Here is a 21597-nt window from a genome sequence, read left to right on the forward strand (position 1 = left end):
TTAAATAGTGAAATCCGATTTGCTTTTCTATTCACAGCGTCTATTTAAGCCAAATTAAAAGGCGCCTTTCGGCGCCTTTTTAATCATATCTAAAAAAGGGTGGATATTATTACAGGACGTGAACGGACGCTGTATTGGTGGTACCGCTCGGTACCAGCGCGCCAGACACCATCACCACCACATCGCCTTTCTTCGCCAGACCGCTTTCCAGCGCGGCGTCTTTGCCCAGACGGTAGAAATCGTCGGTAGAGGAGATTTCTTTCACCAGCTGCGGCACCACGCCTTTGCTCAGCACCAACTGACGGGCTGTCAGTTCGTTGGTGGTCAGCGCAAGGATAGTGGCATCCGGGAAGTATTTACGCACGGACTTCGCCGATTTACCGCCTTCGGTCGCTACAACGATCAGCGGCGCTTCCAGTTTCTCAGCGGTTTCTACCGCGCCGCGGCAGACAGCTTCGGTGATGCGCAGTTTACGGCTGTCGTTGTTGAACTCCAGACGGCTGGTCATCACGCGGTCGGTACGCTCGCAGATGGTCGCCATGATAGTCACGGCTTCCAGCGGGTATTTCCCTTTCGCGGATTCACCAGACAGCATTACCGCATCGGTGCCGTCGAGGATGGCGTTCGCCACGTCGCCAGCTTCAGCGCGGGTCGGACGCGGGTTCTTGATCATGGAATCCAGCATCTGGGTCGCGGTGATAACCACTTTGCGCGCGCGGATACATTTCTCGATCATCATCTTCTGCGCGAAGATCACTTCTTCAACCGGGATTTCTACGCCCAGGTCGCCACGCGCCACCATGATGCCGTCAGACGCTTCGAGAATTTCGTCGAAGTTGTTCAGGCCTTCCTGGTTTTCGATTTTGGAGATGATCTGGATGTGTTCGCCGCCGTGCGCTTTCAGGTGCTGGCGAATCTCTTCGACGTCAGAGCGCTTACGGATAAAGGATGCCGCCACAAAGTCGACGCCCTGCTCGCAGCCGAAGATCAGGTCTTTTTTGTCTTTTTCAGCCAGTGCCGGCAGCGCGATGGAAACGCCCGGCAGGTTAACGCCTTTGTTTTCGCCGAGGTCGCCGTTGTTCAGCACTTTACAGATCACTTTATCGCCTTCGATGGCGGTGACTTCCATGCCGATCAGGCCGTCATCCACCAGCACGGTGTTGCCGACGGAGAGATCTTTGGTGAAGCCTTCATAGGTCACCGCAACGGTTTCGCTGTTGCCGACAACGGATTTGTCGGTGGTGAAGGTAAAGGTCTGGCCCGCTTTCAGGGAGACGTCGTTGCCGCCTTCCAGTTTGATGGTGCGGATTTCCGGGCCTTTGGTGTCCAGCAGGATAGCGGCCTGTTTGCCGGTTTTCGCCAGAACGTTGCGCAGGTTTTTAATGCGCTGACCGTGTTCTTCGTAATCGCCATGAGAGAAGTTAAGGCGCATCACGTTCATGCCCGCGTCGAGCATTTTGGTCAGCATTTCTTCGGATTCGGTTTTTGGGCCGATGGTGCAAACAATTTTCGTCTTTTTCATGACAGTCTTAATCTTTAGTTGAAGGATATGGAAATCATGCCCGGCGGCGTGCTCTGCCGTTTGGGTAAACTTGTGTTGCGAAAGTTGTGATGCCACAGCCTAAGGATAGGTGACATCAAAAAAGCGTGCAGGAGAAAGTGTGCTTGTGGTTCAGCCAGGGGGCGGGTGAGCGATTGTTCGACGGTAAAGGCGATATCCAATGTGCTGAAACCATTCAAGTTAGAATGCCCGCATTATAGCTTCCACACGCGCAGAAAGGAATTAAAAACGCTGTTTCATAATGGAAAACCTGTCACCGCTTCGTTTCTGTTGCTTATCCGTTAAGGAAGGATGACAAAACGTTATCCTCACGCCTTTATTGTACAACCCACCTGTGAGGGCGCTCGCAAATATAGATAAAATCGCCCGAAATATATTCATCAAGCCAAAACGTTTCGGGATCTCTATTATTGTTTATTAGCGAACCCAAAGAATAATTATTTTCATTTAAATCGGCTTGCTGGGTGTTTAATTTTTATTCATTAATAAACTCGCTGCGCCGGCAATGCCCTACTAATATTTGGCATGAGAAAGAACGCATCGCTTCCATTTTTCCTATTGAAAATAAACAAAGAGTATGTTTTCAGCGTCTCGCTTACCGCCGCTAAATATATTCTTCCCGCCCTCAAATAGCCTGATTTGCGTATTGCAAGGTAAGGATAATCCTAAAAGAGTGTCTCTATAGGAGAGCTAAATGCTTGTAAAGTTTAGCTTTAGTGAAAAGTCACTTAGAGTTACATTTCGTCATACCTTTGATTTATAAGGAAATTTATATTTGGTAAAAATTTGCAATAAGTAACGATGTAGCTACACTAAAACCATCATTCGGACGGCTCAATGGATGGGCAAGATGTCAGATAAATAACTGTCTCGGATAACACATGTCCGAGAATTGACGTGTGCCTAAAACGCGTCGGGTTAATTATTTAATAGCAGCATAACCCTGATACTGATAATTAAGGTAGGTATGGCGATGACGCTTTCTTCATCTGCCAGTAATGGCTACGCCTTTATTTTACCCCCGGAAATACCCACGCAGCAGGGTCCGGAAGGCATTTTGTACGATTTTAACGACGGCGCGAGGCTCCTGCTTCCGGCAGGTGACTGGCGCGTCGAAATAAGCGATGACGAAACGGGGAATATACTTTTTGCGAGTGATATCGCCGAAGGTTGGGTGATTAGCACCAAAAAATACTATGTGCCGTTTCGTTTGCAGGTCTGGAAGAAAGGGCAGAGCGAACCGCTGTTCGATCACGCGCTGGATATGCGCGACAAACCGGTGTTGATCTCCTTTCCCACCGGCACGCTGGGCGACCTCGTGGGATGGGTGCCTTACGCCGAACGCTTCCGTCAGACGTATGGCTGCCAGGTGGAATGCACCATGGCGCAGCCGATTATCGATCTTTTCGCGCCAGTCTACCCGGAACTGCAGTTTTACGCGCCGGAGCGCTGGGCGAGCCAGCGCACCCACCGTGAGCCGCCTTACGCCACCTGGCGCGTCGGGCTTTTCTTTCAGGGCGATCTCGACAAACAGCCGTTTGATTTTCGCGCCGTCGGCCTGCACCGCACGGCCGGGCATATTCTCGGCGTCGACCCGAGTGAAATCGTCCCCGATCTGCGCGTGAATTCCCCGCGCCAGATAGCCGAACCCTACGTCTGCATCGCCACGCAATCCACCAGCCAGGCCAAATTCTGGAATAACGGCAGCGGCTGGCATGAGGTGATCGACTTTCTGAAAGCGCAGGGCTATCGCGTCCTGTGTATCGACAAAGAGCGCGTCGTCGGGCGCGGCTACGTCTGGAACAAAATTCCCCACGGCGTGGAGGATTTCACCGGCAACCTGCCGCTGCGCGACCGCGTGGCGCTGCTTGAGCATGCGGAATTTTTCATCGGTCTTGGCAGCGGGCTCTCCTGGCTTGCCTGGGGCTGCCGCATTCCGGTGGTGCTGATAAGCGGTTTCAGCCTGCCGGCCAGCGAGTTTTACACCCCCTGGCGCGTCATCAACACCCACGTCTGCAACGGCTGCTGGGATGACGTGCGGCTTAATTTTGACCATCAGGACTATTTCTGGTGTCCGCGCCACAAAGGCACGGACCGGCAGTACGAGTGTACGCGTTTTATCACGGGTAAACAGGTGATTGGCCATTTACGTCGGCTTATCTCTCTGAAAAGCAACCCATTCGACATCAAAACAACAGCATTGGCAGACCCAAATCAGCACGCCGCATAGCGGCGACTGAGCGGGTTTCGAGGGCATCAACATGAAGAGAAGTCTTAATTGCAGTTACCGGCTGGTGTGGAGTGAAGTCCAGCGCGCGTTTATCGTGGTCTCCGAGCTCACGCGAGCGAAGGGCAAACGCGCCAGCGGGGCGGTGTTGTTGACGGCAGCGGTAGGAAGCGCGCTTGCCAGCGGCGGAGCGTTCGCGTTCACGCCCGATGTCACCTCGTCGGTGCAGGATGAGCTGGTGCAGAACGGCACCCAGCAGGTTCTGGTCGGCGGGACGACGACAAATCATACTATCGGCGCGCTGGGCAATCAGATTGTCGCAGGCGGCCTTGCACAGAAAACCACGTTAAACGACGGCGGCGTACAGGTTGTTCGCCAGCAGGGCGTGGCGACCGGCACCCTCATCAACGACGGTTTGCAGGTGGTTGAAAAAGACGGCCAGGCGCAGAGAACGGTCATTCTGGACGGCGGCGTGCAACAGGTGGATGGTTCCGCCGTGCATACCGTGGTCGGTAATGGCGGCGAACAGCATGTCCTTGCCAGTGGCACCGCGACTACCACGCTTATTAACAACGGCGGCACGCAGTCTGTTGATGGCACCTCTATCTCCGCCGTCGTCAACGACGGCGGCCATCAGCTGGTTGAGCGCGGCGGTTACGCCCGCAACACCACCGTCAATAACGGCGGCGTCCAGTACGTCAGCGCGGGCGGTTCATCCTCCGATGGCGTGATTTTCGGCGGCGGCATTCAGCAGGTTTCCGGCACCGCGTCCGGCACCAGCATCAACGACGGCGGCAGCCAGCAGGTACAGGTCGGCGGCCAGTCCCGCGATGCGCAAATCAATAACCGCGGCACCCAGGCGGTGGACGGCACGGCTATCTCCGCTATCGTCAAAGACGGCGGCACCCAGCTCGTTAACCGTGGCGGGCTGGCGAAAAACACCCAGGTCAACAGCGGCGGCCTGCAGCATGTGTCGGTAGGCGGAGCGTCTGCTGACGCGCACCTTTACGGCGGCACGCAGCAGCTGGCGGGCACGGCGTCCAATACCCAGATCGATTCCGGCGCCGAACAGCATATCGAGGCGACCGGCCTCTCTGTGAGCGCGACCGTGAACAGCGGCGGCCTGCAGAATGTCGACGGCACCGCGAACTACGCGACCGTTAACGACGGCGGCACGCAGCTGGTGCAGGTCGGCGGCCATGCCAACAGCACCGTAGTGCGCGACGGCGGCATCCAGGACGTGGCCCTCGGCGGCTCGGCGTCTGATTCTATTCTTCTCGGCGGCACCCAGCAGCTCGCGGGCAACGCGGGCGGCACCATCATCGGCGACGGCGGCGTACAGCATGTGAAAACCGGCGGTTCGGCTTTCGGCTCGCTGATTAACGCAGGCGGCCTGCAGAATGTCGACGGCACCGCGACAAACACCACCATCAACGACAAAGGCACCCAGCTGGTTAACAGCGGCGGCCTCGCGGACAACACCGCCATCCACAGCGGCGGCCTGCAATACATCGCCCAGGGCGGCGCGGCGTCAGAAGGCGTTATCTTCGGCGGCGGCATCCAGCAGGTGTCCGGCATGGCGTCCGGCACCAGCGTCAATGAAGGCGGCTCCCAGCAGGTTCAGGTGACCGGCAAAGCGATCGGCACCCAGATCAACAACCGCGGCACCCAGGCCGTTGACGGCACGGCTATCTCCGCCATCGTCAAAGACGGCGGCACCCAGCTGGTGAACAGCGGCGGTCTGGCGAAAGACACCCAGGTCAACAGCGGCGGTTTGCAGCATGTATCGGTAGGCGGGGCATCCGCTGACGCGCACCTCTACGGCGGCGTTCAGCAGCTCGCGGGCACGGCGTCCAACACCCAGATCGATGCGGGCGCAGAACAGCATATCGAAGCGACCGGTAAATCCGTCAGCGCGACCGTCAACAGCGGCGGCCTGCAAAACGTCGACGGCACCGCGAATTTCGCGACCGTTAACGACGGCGGCACCCAGTTGGTGCAGGTCGGCGGCCACGCCAACAGCACCGTGGTGCGCAACGGCGGCGTTCAGGACGTGAAACTCGGCGGCGCGGCCTCTGGCTCCATCCTCCTTGGCGGCACGCAGGAACTGGCGGGCACCGCAGGCGACACCATCATCGGCGACGGCGGCGTGCAGCATGTTCAGGTGGGCGCGAATGCCTCCGGTACGCTGATTAACGCAGGCGGTTTACAGCGTGTTGACGGCACCGCGAAAAGCACGACCATCAATGACAAAGGCATCCAGCTGGTCAACCGCGGCGGTAAAGCGGACAGCACGGCCATCAACAGCGGCGGCCTGCAGTATGTCGCGGAAGGCGCTTCCGCTTCTGACAGCGTCGTCTTCGGCGGCGGCATCCAGCAGGTTTCCGGCAACGCGTCCGGCACCAGCGTGAATGACGGCGGCTCGCAGCAGGTTCAGGTCAGCGGTCAGGCGACCGGCACCCAGATTAACAACCGCGGCACCCAGGCCGTTGACGGCACGGCAATCTCTGCCATCGTCAAAGACGGCGGCACTCAGCTGGTGAACAGCGGCGGTCTGGCGAAAAACACGCAGGTCAACAGCGGCGGTCTGCAACACGTCTCTGTAGGCGGCGCCTCTGCCGACGCGCACCTCTACGGCGGCGTTCAGCAGCTCGCGGGCACCGCGTCCAACACCCAGATTGATTCCGGCGCGGAACAGCATATCGAAGCGACCGGTAAATCCGTCAGCGCAACCGTCAACAGCGGCGGTCTGCAGAATGTGGACGGCACCGCGAACTACGCCACCATCAACGACGGCGGCGTACAGCTGGTGCAAAACGGCGGTCACGCCAACAGCACTGTGGTGCGCGACGGCGGCGTTCAGGATGTGAAACTGGGCGGCGCGGCGTCTGACTCCGTTCTGCTTGGCGGTACTCAGTCCGTTTCCGGCACCGCGGGCCGTACCATCATCGGCAATGACGCTATCCAGCATGTGAAAACCGGCGGTCTGGCTTTCGCTTCGCAGATTAACGCGGGCGGTCTGCAACGCGTCGATGGCACAGCGACCTCGACCATCGTGAAAAACGACGGCATCCAGCTCGTCAACAGCGGCGGTCTGGCGCGCGCCACCACGGTCAACAGCGGCGGCCTGGAGCATATTAACTTCGGCGGCGCGTCTTCCGACGGCGTTATCTTCGGCGGCGGCGTGCAGGTAGTTGCGGGTATGGCGTCCGGCACCAGCATCAGCGACGGCGGTCTCCAGCTCGTCACCAAAACCGGTATGGCGAACGATACCCACGTGAACCGCGGCGGCGTACAGAGCGTTGACGGTACCGTGACGTCCGCGGTCGTGAAAGACGGCGGTACGCAGATAATCAACAACGGCGGTCTGGCGCGCGGCTCTATCGTGACCGACGGCGGCTTGCAACACATCAACAAAGGCGGCGCATCGTCTACCGCGAAAATCTTCGCAGGCGGCACCCAGGTGGTGGCCGGTACAGCTTCCGGCACCAGCATCGGCGACCGTGGCACGCAGCTCGTGCAGGAAACCGGTAAAGCGGTAGACGCGCAGATTAACCAGGGCGGCACCCAGGCGGTTGACGGCACGGCTATCTCGGCGGTCATCAACGACGGCGGCCTGCAACTTGTTAACGTCGGCGGTCTGGCGGCAGGCTCTATCGTTCACAGCGGCGGCGTCCAGCATGTGAAACTGGGCGGCGCGGCGTCTGACGGCACCGTCTTTGGCGGCGGCACGCAGCTGGTTGAAGGCACCGCGTCCGGCACCAGCATCAGCGACGGCGGCGTGCAGCTCATCATGGCGAGCGGCCAGGCGAAAGGCACGCTGGTCAACAGCGGCGGCGTACAGCGCGTAGACGGCCAGTCCTTCGATGCGGTAGTCAACAATGGCGGCCAGCAGATTGTCGACCCGTACGGCTGGTCGCGCAGCACCGTGATTAACGCCGGCGGCTCACAGATCCTGAGCAACTCGGCAGTGGCTATCTCTACCGTGATGAACGGCGGCGAGCAGCACGTTAACAACGGCGCGCAGGCGCTGGCGACCCGTCTGCTGGGCGGCACGCAGAATATCGGCAGCGGCGGCAAGGCCTTCGACACCCGCGTCGAGAAAGGCGGCGTGCAGAATGTTAATTCCGGCGGCTACACCTACGGCGGAACCATCTCCACCGGCGGCAGACAAAACGTCTTTACCGGCGGCACTACCGATTTCACCTTCGTGGATGGCGGCCTGCAGGTCGTTGACGGCACCTCTATTGTCAGCATCGTTAAAAATGGCGGGCGTCAGATAGTCAACAAAAATGCCAACGCTGAAGTCTCGATTGTTATTGATGGCGGCGTGCAGGATGTTTATGGCACCACCACGGGCTCGGAAATCACCAGGGCGGAGCAGCGCGTGTATGAAGGCGCGAACGTCACCTCAACCTGGCTTAACGACAATGCGAAGCAGACCGTCTACAACGGCGCGGTGGTTACCGAAACGCGTAACCGCGGCGGCGAACAAAACCTGCTGAGCGGCGCTCGCGCCGTCAACACGGTGATGGAAACTGGCGCGGTTCAGAACATCGCCGCAGGCGCGACGGCGGTTAACACGTCGCTGATTAACGGCTCCGTGCAAAACGTGCGTGGTACCGCAGACGGCGCAGATTTCTCAGCCAACACGGTGCAGAACGTTTACCGCGGCGGGGTAGCGAAAAACACCGGCCTCTATTCCACCGGTGTGCAGAACATCTACAACGGCGGCCAGACCTTCAATACCAACATTGAGAACGGCGGCATTCAGAACGTGCTGACCGGCGGTACGGCGACCAGCACCACCATCAACCTGGGCGGTACGCAGAACGTCAACAGCGGCGGTACGGTGATTTCGACCATCATCAAGGCGGGCGGGATCCAGAACGTCAATGACGGCGGGATTGTTATCGACAACACCGTGGTCGGCGATCAGGTCGTCAACAACGGCGGTACGGTGGCCTCGTCTACGGTCAGCGAAAACGGCAGCCAGAGCGTGACGCTGGGCGGTACGGCTATCGCGACCACCGTCACCAAAGGCGGCGTACAGTTTATCCGTAAGGGCGGCGTGGCCGACCAGACCATCATTCAGCAGGGCGGTATGCTGGCGGTGGCGGATGCCGCTGAGGCGACCAACATCGACCTCAACAGCGGCGCGGGCATTGTCGCCAGCACCGACACCACCGTTAACGGCACCAACGCGCAGGGTCAGTTCTCCATCGCCAACAAGCTGGCGGACAGCCTGCTGCTGGAAAGCGGCGGCGCGCTCACGGTCGCGGCGGACGGTATCGCCAACAACACCGTGGTGCAGAACGGCGGTAAACTCAGCGTGACGGATGGCGGTATTCTGACCGGCACCACCGAGCTGAAAGACGGCTCCTCCATCGCGGGCAACGTCACCAACACCGGCAAGCTGAGCGTGACCACCGATGAGAGCGACAACACCATTGCCGCGAACATCAACGGTACCGGCAGCCTGTATAAAGAAGGCGACGGCAAACTGACCGTCAGCGGTGTTCTGAACCAGACCGGCGGCACCTGGCTGCAGAGCGGCACGCTGGTGTTTAGCGGCCTGGAAGCGGTGACTGACGTTATTGCGCAGCTTGGCACCTCGCTGCAACTGACCAACGGCACCTCGCTCACCGGTATGATTGACCCGACCGATCTGACGGTAGATGCAGGCTCCACCTGGCTGATGACCGGCAGCTCGCTGCTGGACGACCTGACGCTGGGCGGCACCATCGATTACCAGGCACCGACAGGCGCCTTCGTACCGAAAACCCTGACGGTCACTAATCTGACGGGCAACGGCGGCACTATCACCCTGAACACGCTGTTCCAGGGCGGTACGGCGACTACCGACAGCCTGATCCTTGACGGCGGCACGGCGACCGGCAACACCCGCATCGCCATCCGTAACCAGGGCGGTCTGGGCGCGCGCACGACCGGCGACGGTATCCAGGTGGTGAATGCCATTAATGGCGCGACGACCACTGACGATGCCTTCAGCCTTGCCAACAACCTGCAGGCGGGGGCGTATAACTACAGCCTGCGTCAGGGCGCTGGCAGCGAAAGCTGGTATCTGACCACGGCGTCCGGCAGCGGCAACGAAAACGGCCCGCAGAACTACCGTTCGGCCATGTACCTCTACAGCTCGCTCTATGCACAGGCGATGGACTACGACAGCGCGCTGCTTGGCTCGCTCGACAGCCGTCGTTACGCGGCGCGCAGCCCGTCTGAGGATGGCAGCAACGTGTGGGCGCGCTTCCAGGCAGGCCAGCTGAACCATGAGCATGGCGGTTCGGATCTGCGTAACGGCAACACGCCGGAAAGCAAAGGCGGCTATACCTTCCTGCAGATCGGTAGCGACCTGTGGAGAGGCCAGGCGTCCTCCATGGAATGGGGTGTCGGCATCTACGGTGCGGCAGGTCTTTCCGCCATCGACGTTCAGCGCAGCGAGAAATCGAAAGCGGGTACGGTACGTGACGACGCATACAGCGCCGGTCTGTATGTCAACGGCGTGCATGAGAGCGGCTGGTGGGTGGATGTGGTGGCGCAGGGTACGCGTCATAACTTCGATACCAACCCGCGCGACGGCGACGGTATGAAGACGCACGGCTGGGGTTATGTCGGCTCCTTCGAAACCGGTCTGCCGTTTGATATCGGCAGCGGCCTGGTGCTCGAACCGCAGGTGCAATACCAGTACCGCGGCGTGAACCTGAAAGATGGTGGCGACGATGCCGCTGACGTGCAGTTCGGCGACGGTCACAGCCAGCAGGTACGTGCCGGTCTGCGCTTTGGCAACAACGCGACGCTGAAAGAGAGCGGCAACCCGCCGCCGGTGAGCTGGTGGGTGCGTCCGTCCTTTATCCAGACGTTTGACTCCAAAGGCGACGTGAACGTGAGCGCGCCGGGCGTGGCAGGCAGCGAAGTTTCCTTCAGTCCGGATCAGGACGGCACCGCCGCCGCGCTGGATGTGGGTCTCGACGGCCAGATCCGCGACAACGTGACGCTGGGCGTTCGCGCCGGCTACACCAAAACCATCGACGACGCCGGCACCGGCGGCTACGGTGGCCAGGTGACGCTGAAAGTCAGCTTCTGATAACAGGTAGTAAGAACAGCCGCCCCATACGGGGCGGTTTTTTTTTGCGTGTAATAAAGGAAGAGGGGGAGTGGATGTGATTTTTGCCCGCATTGACGGATGGCGGGTGCGCTCCGCTTACCCGCCCTACAAATAAAAGAAACGCTGAGTGTTTTGTAGGGTGGGTAAGCGAAGCGCACCCACCGTTTTTTTTCCGATCGCAAAGTGGACGGTCAGGTGGATGGTTTTGCTCCGGCTAAAAAAAATCGGCCCAAGAGGGCCGATTTTCCGCCGGGAGCCGGGATTGCAAAGGGGGCGGCGGCGAGCCCCCTTTGCACGTTCGCGTGAAACGAGCATCCATATAAAGGGAACATTATGGCGAACGGAACGTGTTCACCGCTCTGGTATATGTCACCCGGCCTAGGCGTTCTCCATAATGCTGGATGGCGGGTGCGCGTTGCTTACCCGCCCTACGATATTGGGCCGCACGTAAGATGTAGGGTGGGTAAGCGAAGCGCACCCACCGTATCAATTACACTCTCACCATAACCATCACACGCCCAGCCGATCGCGCAGGCTGTAATACGCCGCACCCATCGCGGTAAACGGGATCTGGAACGAACGCCCGCCGGGGAACGGATAATGCGGCAGCGTCGCGAACGCGTCGAAACGCTCGGCGTCGCCGCGCAACGCCTCGGCGATAAGCCTGCCCGCGAGATGCGTACACGTCACCCCGTGACCGCTGTCGCCCTGCATATAATAGATGTTGTTCTCAAGCCGCCCGAACTGCGGCATCCGCGAGAGCGTCAGCAGGAAATTGCCTGTCCAGCGGTAATCAATCTTCACGCCTTTAAGCTGCGGGAACGTCTTCAGCAGCTTCGGCATAATCAGCCGGTCGATATCATCCGGGTCGCGCGCGCCGTACACCACGCCGCCGCCGTAAAGCAGCCGGTTATCCGCCGTCAGCCGGTAATAATCGAGCAGATAATTACAATCCTCGACGCAATAATTATTCGGCAACAGCGACGCCGCCACCTCCGGGGCCAGCGGCTCGGTCGTCACCACCTGGGTGCCGCACGGCATACTGCGCCGCGCGAGCGCAGGCTCAAGACGCGTGCCGAGATAGGCGTTGCCCGCCACAATCACATAGCGCGCCGTCACCTGGCCCTGCGCGGTTTTCACCACGGCAGGCTGGCCGTGCGTAATGCTCACCGCCGCCGACTGCTCGAAAATCTTGCCGCCCAGCGAGCGAATCGCTTCCGCCTCGCCGAGCGCCAGGTTCAGCGGATGAATATGGCCGCCGTTGCGATCGAGCAGCGCGCCGGTGTAACGACGGCTCGCGATCTCCCCGCGCACCGCGTCGGCGTCCAGCAGCTCAAGGCCGCGATTGCCGTAGCGCTCCCAACTGGCTTTCTGCTCCATCAGGCCGAGATACTGCTTACGGTTCAGCGCCACAAACATCCCGCCGGGACGGTAATCGCACTGAATATCGTAACGCGTAATGCGCTCGCGGATGATCTCGCCGCCTTCAAACATCATGCTGCCGAGCATCCGCGCCGTGTCCACACCGTAACGCGCTTCGATAACGTCGATATCGCGGCTGTAGGAGTTCACCACCTGGCCGCCGTTACGCCCGCTCGCGCCAAACCCAATCCGCGCGGCCTCCAGCAGCACCACGTCATAACCTTGCTCCACCAGATGCAGCGCCGATGAAAGCCCGGTATAACCGCCGCCGACAATACAGACATCGCACTGGAGCGACTCCGTAAGCGTCGGGAAGGGCGCGTGCGGATTGGCGCTTGCGGCGTAGTAGCTGTTTACATGTTCAGTCATGATCTTGCTCCAGGCTCATCCAGATGGTTTTCAGTTCGGTGAATTTTTCCAGCGCGTGCAGCGATTTATCGCGCCCGTTGCCGCTCTGCTTATAACCGCCGAACGGCACTGTCATATCGCCGTCGTTATAGTTATTGATAAACACCGAACCGGCCTTCAGACGGCGAGCCATGCGGTGGGCGCGGGAGAGCGAACGGGTCCAGACGGCGGCGCCAAGCCCGTAGTCGCTGTCGTTGGCAAGCTGCAACGCCTCCTGCTCGCGGGTAAAGGACGTCACCGCCAGCACCGGGCCGAAAATCTCCTCGCGGGCGACGCGCATCTGGTTATCCACGTCGGTAAAAATCGTCGGGCCGACGCAGGCCGGGTGCGCCTGTGCGCGGCCATCCAGCCACAGCGTCGCGCCCTGTTCCTGGCCGAGCTCAATATAGCGGCGCACACTGGCGGCGTGGTCGTCATCAATCAGCGTGCCCATGGTGGTCTGCGGATCGAGCGGATCGCCGGGCGTGAAGCTTTGCGCATGCGCTTCCAGGCGCGCCAGGAACGCCTCTTTAATGGACGCCTCCACTAACAGGCGCGTACCGGCGATGCAGACCTGGCCCTGGTTATAGAAGATCCCGGCGGCGGTCGCCGCGGCGGCCTGGTCGAGATCCGGGCAGTCGGCGAAGACGATATTGGCGCTTTTGCCGCCTGCTTCGAGCCAGACGCGCTTCATGTTCGATTCACCCGCGTCTTTAAGAAGCTGTTTGCCGGTGCGGGTGGAGCCGGTAAAGGTCATCACATCCACATCGGGGTGCAGCGAGAGGGCCTGTCCCGCCTCGTGCCCAAAGCCCGGTATCACGTTCAGCACGCCGTCCGGCAGCCCCGCTTCACGCGCAAGCCCGGCAAGCCGTAGCGCCGAGAGCGGCGATTTCTCAGACGGTTTGAGCACCACGCTGTTACCGGCGGCAAGCGCCGGGCCGAGCTTCCAGCAGGCGAGCAGCAGCGGGAAATTCCACGGCACCACGGCCGCCACCACGCCGACCGGTTCGCGCACGATCATCGCGAGCGACGCGCTATCCGTGGGCGCCACCTCGCCATACAGTTTATCGACCGCTTCGGCGTACCAGCGCAGCGCGCGGGCGGAGCCTGGAATATCATCACGCAGGCTATGGCGAATCGGTTTGCCGGTGTCGAGCGACTCCAGCAACGCCAGCTCCTCGTGATGCTGCTCCATTAGCGCGGCCATACGCATCAGTACCGCTTTGCGCGTGGCGGGGGCGGCCTGCGACCAGTCGCCGCGCTCGAACACCGCGCGGGCGCTCGCCACCGCGGCGTCGACGTCACGCTTCGCGCCGCGCGCCACCTCAGCAAGCGGCTGTCCGGTGGCAGGGTTGACCACGGTAAAGGTGTCGCCGCTCGCGGCCTGGCGGTAGTCGCCCTGATAAAATAACCGGCCTTCAATGGACAGCTGCGCCGCCTTATCCTGCCAGTAGCGTAAATGATGAAATTCCATAGCCTCTCCTGTCATAACAAAGGGTTAGCGCGTGTAAGGCGGCGGTTCCGCCTGAATTTTCGACGCAGAAGCCCGCAGGCGAAAAAAGCCCGTTTAGCTCAGGTCAGATGCGGCCCGTGTCAGGCGCGCCCGGCGTCTTCTTCTAACCGAACGCGCTGAACGGTTATCAGAAGGTGGTGGGCGTATGCGCGCTGATGATGCGGCAGATCCCGGCCGAGGTATTGCTGAAGCTGTGAGGTATGCCGGTGTTGATGGCATAGCTCTGGCCTGCGGTCAGGTGGAACGTCTGGCCGTTGACGGTCAGCACGATTTCCCCTTCCAGCAGGGTGCCAATCTCTTCACCCTGATGTTTAATCCTCTCCCCGGTCGTGGTGCCGGGCTGGTAGGTTTCAAACAGCATCGCCAGCGTGCGATGCGGATCCCCGTTATGAATCAGCTTCATCGAGACGCCCTGGCTGCCTATCTCAATCAACTCGTCCTGATTGATGACGACCTGCGGTTCGTCCGGTTTTTCTGGTTCGGCAAAAAATTCCGACAGCGAGAGCCCGTACACCTTCAGCAGCTTTTGCAGCGTGCTGATGGCCGGACTCACTTTGTCCTGTTCAATGGTGCTGATAGCGCTGTGCGTAAGCCCGGAAAGTTCAGCGACGCGGCGCTGCGACAAACCCAGTTGCTGGCGGATCTGCGCTAAACGCTTCCCCGGCGCCAGGGTGACATCGCTCATAGAGTCTCTTCCTTTATAGTAACGTCAGGCGGGTCGGGGCTTTTCGGCCCGAAACCCCCGACAGGCGGTAATAAAACCTTCAAACAACAGCCGCGAGAGTGCGTATTCGCTGCTGTTCCATTCCGGGTGCCACTGCACCCCCAGTGCAAACGGGTGATCGATAACGCTTGCGGCTTCCACAAGGCCATCCGGCGAGCGCGCTTCGACGCGCAGCGGCGCGCCCAGCGTGCGTGCGCCCTGGCCATGCAGCGAATTTACCCAAAACGTGTTGCAGCCCGGTATCAGTTTGCCAAGTAGCCCACCCGGCACCACCTGCACCTCATGAGACGGCGCGTATTGCTGATCCAGCGGAAGCTCAGGATCCTCGCGGTGTTCCAGCAGTTCCGGCTCGTCAAACAGCCGACGATACAGCGTCCCCCCGGTGGCGACAACCAGTTCCTGAAGCCCGCGACAGATGGCGAAAAGGGGGATGCGCCTTTCCAGCGCGCGCTCAATCAGCGCGATGCTCAGAGTGTCCCGCCCGGGATCGGCGGCAGGCTCATCGCCGTTTTCACCATACAGGTGCGGCTGGACGTTGCTGGGGCTGCCCGGCAGCATAATGCCGTCAAGTTCAGCGAGCAGCTGATCGAGAAGAACGGGTTCAGCAACGATATGAGGCAGGGGCACCGGCAAGCCGCCAGCGTTCAGCACGGCGTTAATGTACTTCTCTTGCAACGTCTGGCTTGGGTGCCCCTTGATACTGTTTCTGCACATCACGACGCCTATCATCGGCCTGTTAAATATAATGCCCATACATTCCTCTCGCGCTGGACTAAATTATGCACAAACGCCACGTTTGCGCCGCCATATGGTCAATATTTTCTCAATCTAGCAGCGCTGTAACTAAAATTCAAACCGCATTTAACATTTGAAAAACATTTCTGTTGCATCTAGATTCTAAAAGTGGAAATTATATCGAACGGTCTGATTGCGCAGACCGGCATCTGCAATAACGGCGGTGAATCATGGAAACCCATATCGTGGCAGTAGAAAATGTTGTGCATCACAGTGAAGAGAGGCGAACCAGTGCGTTTGCGCGCGAAGTGAATGCCTACCTGGAGCGTTATCCGTTGACGGAGTATGTCGACGTGATGTTGACGGATCTCAACGGCAGTTTTCGCGGCAAACGCATTCCCGTGACGGGCCTTTTGAAAATCGAGAAGGGCTGTTATTTCCCGGCCTCGGTTTTTGCGATGGATATTCTGGGCAATGTCGTGGAAGAGGCGGGGTTAGGGCAAGATCTCGGCGAGCCGGATCGCCGCTGCGTGCCGGTCGCGGGAAGCCTGGTGCCGTCCGCCACCGACCCGGAGTATCTCGGCCAGCTCCTGCTGACCATGCAGGATGAAGATGGTACTCCCTTTGACGTTGAGCCGCGCAACGTGCTTAACCGACTCTGGCAGCAGTTGCGCCAGCGCGGTCTGCGCCCCGTGGTAGCGGTAGAGCTGGAGTTCTATCTCATTGACCGCCAGCGCGACGCCGAAGGCTATCTCCAGCCGCCGTGCGCGCCCGGCACCCAGGATCGTAATACCCAAAGCCAGGTCTATTCCGTCGATAACCTCGACCGCTTCGCCGATGTGTTAAGCGATATTGACGAGCTGGCGCGCATGCAGCGGATCCCCGCCGATGGCGCGGTGGCGGAAGCCTCGCCGGGCCAGTTTGAAATCAACCTTCACCACACCGACAACGTCTTGCAGGCCTGCGATCATGCGCTCGCGCTCAAGCGTCTCGTGCGGCTGGTGGCCGAAAAACACGGGATGCAGGCCACCTTTATGGCCAAACCCTATGAAGAGCACGCCGGTAGTGGGATGCACATTCATATCAGCATCGTCGATGACAACGGACAGAATGTGCTGGCGCTCCCCGACGGCGACGATTCCGTTCTGCTTAAGCAGGCGCTCGCCGGGATGATCGACATGATGCCCGCCTCGATGGCGCTGCTGGCGCCAAACGTCAACTCCTACCGCCGTTTCCAGCCGGGGATGTATGTCCCGACGCAGGCCTCCTGGGGCCATAACAACCGCACCGTGGCGCTGCGCATTCCGTGCGGCGATCGCGACAGCCACCGCGTGGAATATCGCGTGGCGGGCGCGGATGCGAACCCTTATCTCGTGATGTCTGCGGTGCTTGCAGGTATAGTGCACGGCCTGGAAAACGACTTGCCGCTGCCCGAGGCGGTGGAAGGCAACGGTCTGGAGCAGGAAGGAACGCCATTTCCTATCCGCCAGAGCGACGCCCTGTACGAATTCCAGGTTCATCCGGCGATGCGCGAGCGGCTGGGCGCCCGGTTTTGCGAGGTGTTTCACGCCTGCAAAAACGACGAGCTTATCCAGTTCGAGCGGCTCATCACCGAAACGGAAATTGAGTGGATGCTGAAAAACGCCTGACGGCTGGCCTGAAACTTCTCCCGCGCGTATGGCAGGCGGGCGTTATCCAGGCTACAGGTTGTTTATACCCAAAGCGGATTCAGTACGCACCATGCCGCGCCACAGAAGGCCGCGGCAAAAGCTCGCCGGGCCTGTCGCGCCGGCGTTTCCGGTGTCGCGTGAAGGAATAGCGCGCGGCAGCGGCTTACAGACGACGTTCAGGATACGTTACGAGGATAATGAGATGGTGCCACTTTATGTCTGTCCGCTGCGCGCGGGCACCCGCCTGAGCCGCAGTCACTACGGGCCCGCCCCTGAGGCTTTGCTTCATCCGCGTTTTCAGCGCGCGTCACGACGACTCCCTCCGGCCTCTGTTTCACGACGAATCACAGAGACGAAAGGGGGAACGCGCGATGGCGATTAACTACGATCTCAATGTTGACGCGGCGCGTCCGCAACTGCGTAAATCGCTCAAACTCTGGCAGGTGGTGATGATGGGCCTGGCCTATCTGACCCCGATGACCGTGTTCGACACCTTCGGCATTGTCTCCGGCATCAGTAACGGTCACGTGCCAGCCTCTTATTTGCTGGCGCTGGCGGGCGTGCTGTTTACCGCCATCAGCTACGGCAAACTGGTCAAACGCTTCCCGACGGCGGGCTCCGCCTATACCTACGCCCAGCAGGCGATTAACCCGCATGTGGGGTTCCTGGTGGGCTGGTCGTCGCTGCTCGATTATCTGTTCCTGCCGATGATCAACGTCCTGCTGGCGAAGCTCTATCTCTCCGCGATGTTCCCGGACGTGCCGCAGTGGATCTGGGTGGTGCTCTATGTGGGCATCATGACGCTCGCGAACCTGAAAAGCGTCAACCTGGTGGCGAACTTCAACACGCTGTTTGTCACGGTGCAGGTGGCTATCATCGCGGTGTTTATTTTTCTTGTGATCCATGGCCTGCATAAGGGCGAGGGCACAGGCACCATCTGGTCGGTACAGCCGTTTGTCAGCGAAAACGCGCAGCTGTTGCCGATTATCACCGGGGCGACCATCGTCTGTTTTTCGTTTCTCGGTTTCGACGCCGTAACGACGCTGTCGGAAGAGACGCCGGATGCAGGCAAGACCATTCCGCGCGCGATTTTTCTGACGGCGCTCTACGGCGGCGTGATTTTCATCGCGGCCTCGTTTTTTATTCAGCTCTTTTTCCCGACGATGGGGCGCTTTAAGGAGCCGGACGCGGCGCTGCCGGAGATTGCGCTCTATGTGGGCGGCAAGCTGTTCCAGTCGGTTTTCCTGTGCTGTACGTTCGTCAACACGCTGGCGTCCGGGCTGGCGTCGCACGCCAGCGTGTCGCGCCTGCTGTATGTTATGGGCCGCGATAACGTGTTCCCGGAAAAGGTCTTCGGCTATGTGCACCCGAAATGGCGCACGCCGGCGCTGAACGTGATTCTGGTGGGCGTCGTGGCGCTGAGCGCGCTTTCGTTTGACCTGGTGACCGCGACGGCGCTGATAAACTTCGGCGCGCTGGTGGCGTTTACGTTTGTGAACCTTTCGGTGGTGAATCACTTTTTCCTGCGGGAAGGGCGCAACAAAGGCTGGAAGAACCGGATTAACTACCTGATCCTGCCGCTGGTGGGCGCGCTGACGGTCGCGGTGCTGTGGCTGAATCTTGAGAAGAGTTCGCTGACGATGGGGCTTATCTGGGCCGCGCTGGGGCTGATGTACCTGACCTGGCTTACCCGCCGCTTCCGTCGTCCGCCGCCGATGTTTAAGGGCGAGTAGCTCGTTAACCGGTGATGAAGTGGTGGGTGCGCTTCGCTTACCCACCCTACAAAACATGTGGCGCTGATGTGGCTGGTTTTGCTCCGGCTAAAAAAAAATCGGCCCAGGAGGCCGATTTTCCGCCGGGAGCCGGGATTGCAAAGGGGGCGGCGGCGAGCCCCCTTTGCACGTTCGCGTGAGGGAAGCGCCCATATAAAGGTGGCATTATGGCGAACGGAACGCGTTCACGGGCCTGGCATATTCCCAGGCCCCGGCTCTTTTGCTGAAACAGGAGTGAAAACCTGGTGGTGGGTGCGCTTCGCTTACCCACCCTACAAGAGAAGCTCAACCGTTACCGTACTTACCGTAGGGCGGGTAAGCGAAGCGCACCCGCCATAAAACACCCGCCAAAACCCAACGCTTACAGCGCTTCCTTATCAATCCCCAGGCGCTTCATCCTTGAAAGCAGCGTTGTGCGCTTCACGCCAAGACGCGCGGCGGCGCCTTTCGGCCCGGCGATGACGCCGTTGGTTTCCTTCAATACCCGTGTTATCCGCGCCACCTCGTTTTCACCGTCGCGTATCTCAACCGTCGGCGCCGCGACGGCTTTTTTCGCCGGGCGCAGCGTCAGCTCCGGCAGTGAAAGCTGCAACACATTGCCGCGCGTCAGCAGCACCGCGCGCTCAATCACATTCTCCAGCTCGCGCACGTTGCCCTGCCACTCCATCTGGCTTAAGACATGCAGCGTTTCGGCGGGAATACTGTCGATACTGCGCCCCAGGCGGCGCGCGATTTTAAAGGTGAACGCTTTCACCAGCAGCGGAATATCCTCCGGGCGCTCGCGCAGCGGCGGCAGATGGATCGGAAACACGTTCAGACGGTAATAGAGATCGCTTCGAAACTCGCGGTCCGCCACCATCTGGCGTAAATCGCGGTTGGTCGCGGCAATCAGCCGCACGTCGGTCTGGATGACTTTGTTGCTGCCGAGCCGCTCGAATTCCTGCTCCTGCAAGACGCGCAGCAGTTTCGGCTGCAAATCCAGCGGCATATCGCCCACCTCATCCAGAAACAGGCTGCTTTTGTCGGCAAGTTCAAAGCGGCCGATGCGCTGGGCGCTGGCGCCGGTAAACGCGCCGCGCTCGTGACCGAACAGATCGCTCTCCAGCAGGCCTGCGGGCATCGCCGCGCAGTTCAGCTTCACCATGCGCCGCCCGTTGCGGTCGCTCAGATTATGAATGGCGCGCGCGATAAGCTCTTTGCCGGTGCCGGTTTCGCCCAGGATCAGCACCGTGCTGTCGCTTTTGGCGACCATCTCCACCTGCTTCATCACGGCCATCATCGCATCCGAGCGCCCGATGATTTCGCCAAAATCCGCCGGGACATTATTAATCTGCTCCGTCAGCGCCAGGTTCTCATCCACCAGCCGTTCTTTGAGACGATGAATCTCCTGGTACGCCAGCGCGTTATCCACCGCAATCGCGATGCGCTCGGCAATCTGGCGCAGCAGTTTTAAGTTGGCGGCGGTAAAAATATGCTCCTCGCACTGCGCGAGCTTCAGTACGCCCAGCATCTTCTCGCCAAACATCAGCGGCAGCAGGCAGATGGTCTGGATCTGGTTATCCCACATCTCAAACAGCATCTGTTCGTAAGGCGCCAGATCGTCGCGCTGATGCAGATTCACCAGCAGCATTTCACGCGAGCTAAATACGCGCGCCGAGAGCGTGCCTTTCTCCAGCACTTCGCTCTGGTCGTGCAGCGGCGCGGCTTCATCGACATAGTGCGTGGACCAGATAGTCAGCTTGCCTTTGCGCGCAGCCGGCAGAACGATACTGATGGAGTCGATACTAAAATAGCGGTGGATCTCGTGCGAAATCTCGGTCACCAGTTCATCAAGATGCAGTTTGGAGAGCACCGCGTTAGTGATGGCGACCAGAATGCGAAAGTCGTCGCGCTCGCGGCACAGCAGCGCGTAATCCTGGCTGTTGCCAAGGCGGGTCTGGATTTGCTCCGCCGCCACGCTCACGATTTGCGTCAGCGTCTGAAGCCTTGAAAACTCTTTTTCGCTAAAGCTTGCGGGCGAGTGGCGAATAAATTCGCAGCCGCCGAAAATATGCCCTTCGGCGGCGAGCGGCGCCAGACAGTAGTAGCCAAACGCCGGGTAGAGCGGGAGTGCGGCGAGCTGCGGCCAGGTGTCGGCGAATTCGTCATACCGGCAGTGCAGCACTTCGGGACGGGAGAGCAGCCGACGCACCGGCCCGTGGGAGAGCACCGTTTCATCTTCATACGTCACGGCATTCCCGACGCTGTCGACGCTGTAAAAACAGGTGCGCTGATGTTTCGGGTGATAAAGCAGAATGTTGACCCGATCCGCTAAGCCGGAGGCGTTGAGCAGCGATTTCAGCGCCTCCGCCAGCGCGCAGAGATCGGGCTGGCGCATCAGAGTGCGAGTGATATCGAACAGCCCTTGCTGGCCGAGATCGCTCATGGGTGTGTATGACATTAGGCTCATCCAGAATGATT

Annotated in this window: 11 protein-coding genes; 4 read left to right on the forward strand and 7 right to left on the reverse strand. The window is 59.9% G+C overall.

Annotation, left to right across the window (positions count from 1 at the left end):
- Positions 1–109 precede the first annotated feature (109 nt).
- Positions 110–1522, reverse strand: coding sequence for a pyruvate kinase PykF (pykF, locus tag AACV31_RS09255; RefSeq protein ID WP_007760491.1), 1413 nt, complete (start codon positions 1520–1522; stop codon positions 110–112).
- Positions 1523–1536: 14 nt separating this feature from the next.
- Positions 1537–1740 carry a protein YnhH gene (ynhH, locus tag AACV31_RS23165; RefSeq protein ID WP_445227745.1) on the reverse strand — a complete coding sequence of 68 codons (204 nt, stop codon included), beginning with the start codon at positions 1738–1740 and terminating at the stop codon, positions 1537–1539.
- A gap of 788 nt (positions 1741–2528) precedes the next feature.
- Here ynhH and AACV31_RS09265 point away from each other — a divergent pair.
- Together AACV31_RS09265 and AACV31_RS09270 are read left to right on the forward strand one after the other, a co-directional pair.
- Entirely contained in the window at positions 2529–3791 is a 1263-nt protein-coding gene (locus tag AACV31_RS09265; RefSeq protein ID WP_075197821.1) for an autotransporter strand-loop-strand O-heptosyltransferase, read from the forward strand.
- Between the two features lie 31 nt (positions 3792–3822).
- Positions 3823–10893 (forward strand): AIDA repeat-containing protein, encoded by a 7071-nt coding sequence (locus AACV31_RS09270; RefSeq protein ID WP_165153722.1) that lies wholly within the window; start codon positions 3823–3825, stop codon positions 10891–10893.
- Between the two features lie 531 nt (positions 10894–11424).
- On the opposite strand, the gene AACV31_RS09275 is transcribed toward AACV31_RS09270, so the two are convergent.
- The 4 genes from AACV31_RS09275 to puuD form a co-directional block, all read right to left on the reverse strand.
- Complete coding sequence (locus AACV31_RS09275; RefSeq protein ID WP_007760519.1) at positions 11425–12705, reverse strand: NAD(P)/FAD-dependent oxidoreductase; 1281 nt, start codon at positions 12703–12705, stop codon at positions 11425–11427.
- Entirely contained in the window at positions 12698–14197 is a 1500-nt protein-coding gene (puuC, locus tag AACV31_RS09280; RefSeq protein WP_165153724.1) for an aldehyde dehydrogenase PuuC, read from the reverse strand. The genes AACV31_RS09275 and puuC overlap by 8 nt, the downstream gene beginning before the upstream one ends.
- A gap of 166 nt (positions 14198–14363) precedes the next feature.
- Positions 14364–14921 (reverse strand): HTH-type transcriptional regulator PuuR, encoded by a 558-nt coding sequence (gene puuR / locus AACV31_RS09285; RefSeq protein ID WP_007696881.1) that lies wholly within the window; start codon positions 14919–14921, stop codon positions 14364–14366.
- Positions 14922–14945: 24 nt separating this feature from the next.
- Positions 14946–15713 carry a gamma-glutamyl-gamma-aminobutyrate hydrolase gene (gene puuD / locus AACV31_RS09290; RefSeq protein WP_007760522.1) on the reverse strand — a complete coding sequence of 256 codons (768 nt, stop codon included), beginning with the start codon at positions 15711–15713 and terminating at the stop codon, positions 14946–14948.
- Positions 15714–15925: 212 nt separating this feature from the next.
- Here puuD and AACV31_RS09295 point away from each other — a divergent pair, with 212 nt between their 5' ends.
- Positions 15926–17344: a glutamine synthetase family protein gene (locus AACV31_RS09295; protein WP_165153726.1), complete on the forward strand. Its 1419-nt coding sequence runs from the start codon at positions 15926–15928 to the stop codon at positions 17342–17344.
- A gap of 392 nt (positions 17345–17736) precedes the next feature.
- Positions 17737–19098 (forward strand): APC family permease, encoded by a 1362-nt coding sequence (locus AACV31_RS09300; RefSeq protein ID WP_007760527.1) that lies wholly within the window; start codon positions 17737–17739, stop codon positions 19096–19098.
- Positions 19099–19498: 400 nt separating this feature from the next.
- On the opposite strand, the gene flhA is transcribed toward AACV31_RS09300, so the two are convergent.
- Complete coding sequence (flhA, locus tag AACV31_RS09305; protein ID WP_165153728.1) at positions 19499–21577, reverse strand: formate hydrogenlyase transcriptional activator FlhA; 2079 nt, start codon at positions 21575–21577, stop codon at positions 19499–19501.
- Between the last annotated feature and the right edge of the window lie 20 nt (positions 21578–21597).

The organism is Cronobacter sp. EKM101R (assembly GCF_963888145.1).
In the GTDB taxonomy this organism is placed as follows: domain Bacteria; phylum Pseudomonadota; class Gammaproteobacteria; order Enterobacterales; family Enterobacteriaceae; genus Cronobacter; species Cronobacter turicensis.

Coding starts and splice junctions, on each gene's coding strand:
- pykF (WP_007760491.1), bottom strand. CDS start 1,522: ATGAAAAAGACGAAAATTGTTTGCACCATCGGCCCAAAAACCGAATCC.
- AACV31_RS09265 (WP_075197821.1), top strand. CDS start 2,529: ATGGCGATGACGCTTTCTTCATCTGCCAGTAATGGCTACGCCTTTATT.
- AACV31_RS09270 (WP_165153722.1), top strand. CDS start 3,823: ATGAAGAGAAGTCTTAATTGCAGTTACCGGCTGGTGTGGAGTGAAGTC.
- AACV31_RS09275 (WP_007760519.1), bottom strand. CDS start 12,705: ATGACTGAACATGTAAACAGCTACTACGCCGCAAGCGCCAATCCGCAC.
- puuC (WP_165153724.1), bottom strand. CDS start 14,197: ATGGAATTTCATCATTTACGCTACTGGCAGGATAAGGCGGCGCAGCTG.
- puuR (WP_007696881.1), bottom strand. CDS start 14,921: ATGAGCGATGTCACCCTGGCGCCGGGGAAGCGTTTAGCGCAGATCCGC.
- puuD (WP_007760522.1), bottom strand. CDS start 15,713: ATGGGCATTATATTTAACAGGCCGATGATAGGCGTCGTGATGTGCAGA.
- AACV31_RS09295 (WP_165153726.1), top strand. CDS start 15,926: ATGGAAACCCATATCGTGGCAGTAGAAAATGTTGTGCATCACAGTGAA.
- AACV31_RS09300 (WP_007760527.1), top strand. CDS start 17,737: ATGGCGATTAACTACGATCTCAATGTTGACGCGGCGCGTCCGCAACTG.
- flhA (WP_165153728.1), bottom strand. CDS start 21,577: ATGTCATACACACCCATGAGCGATCTCGGCCAGCAAGGGCTGTTCGAT.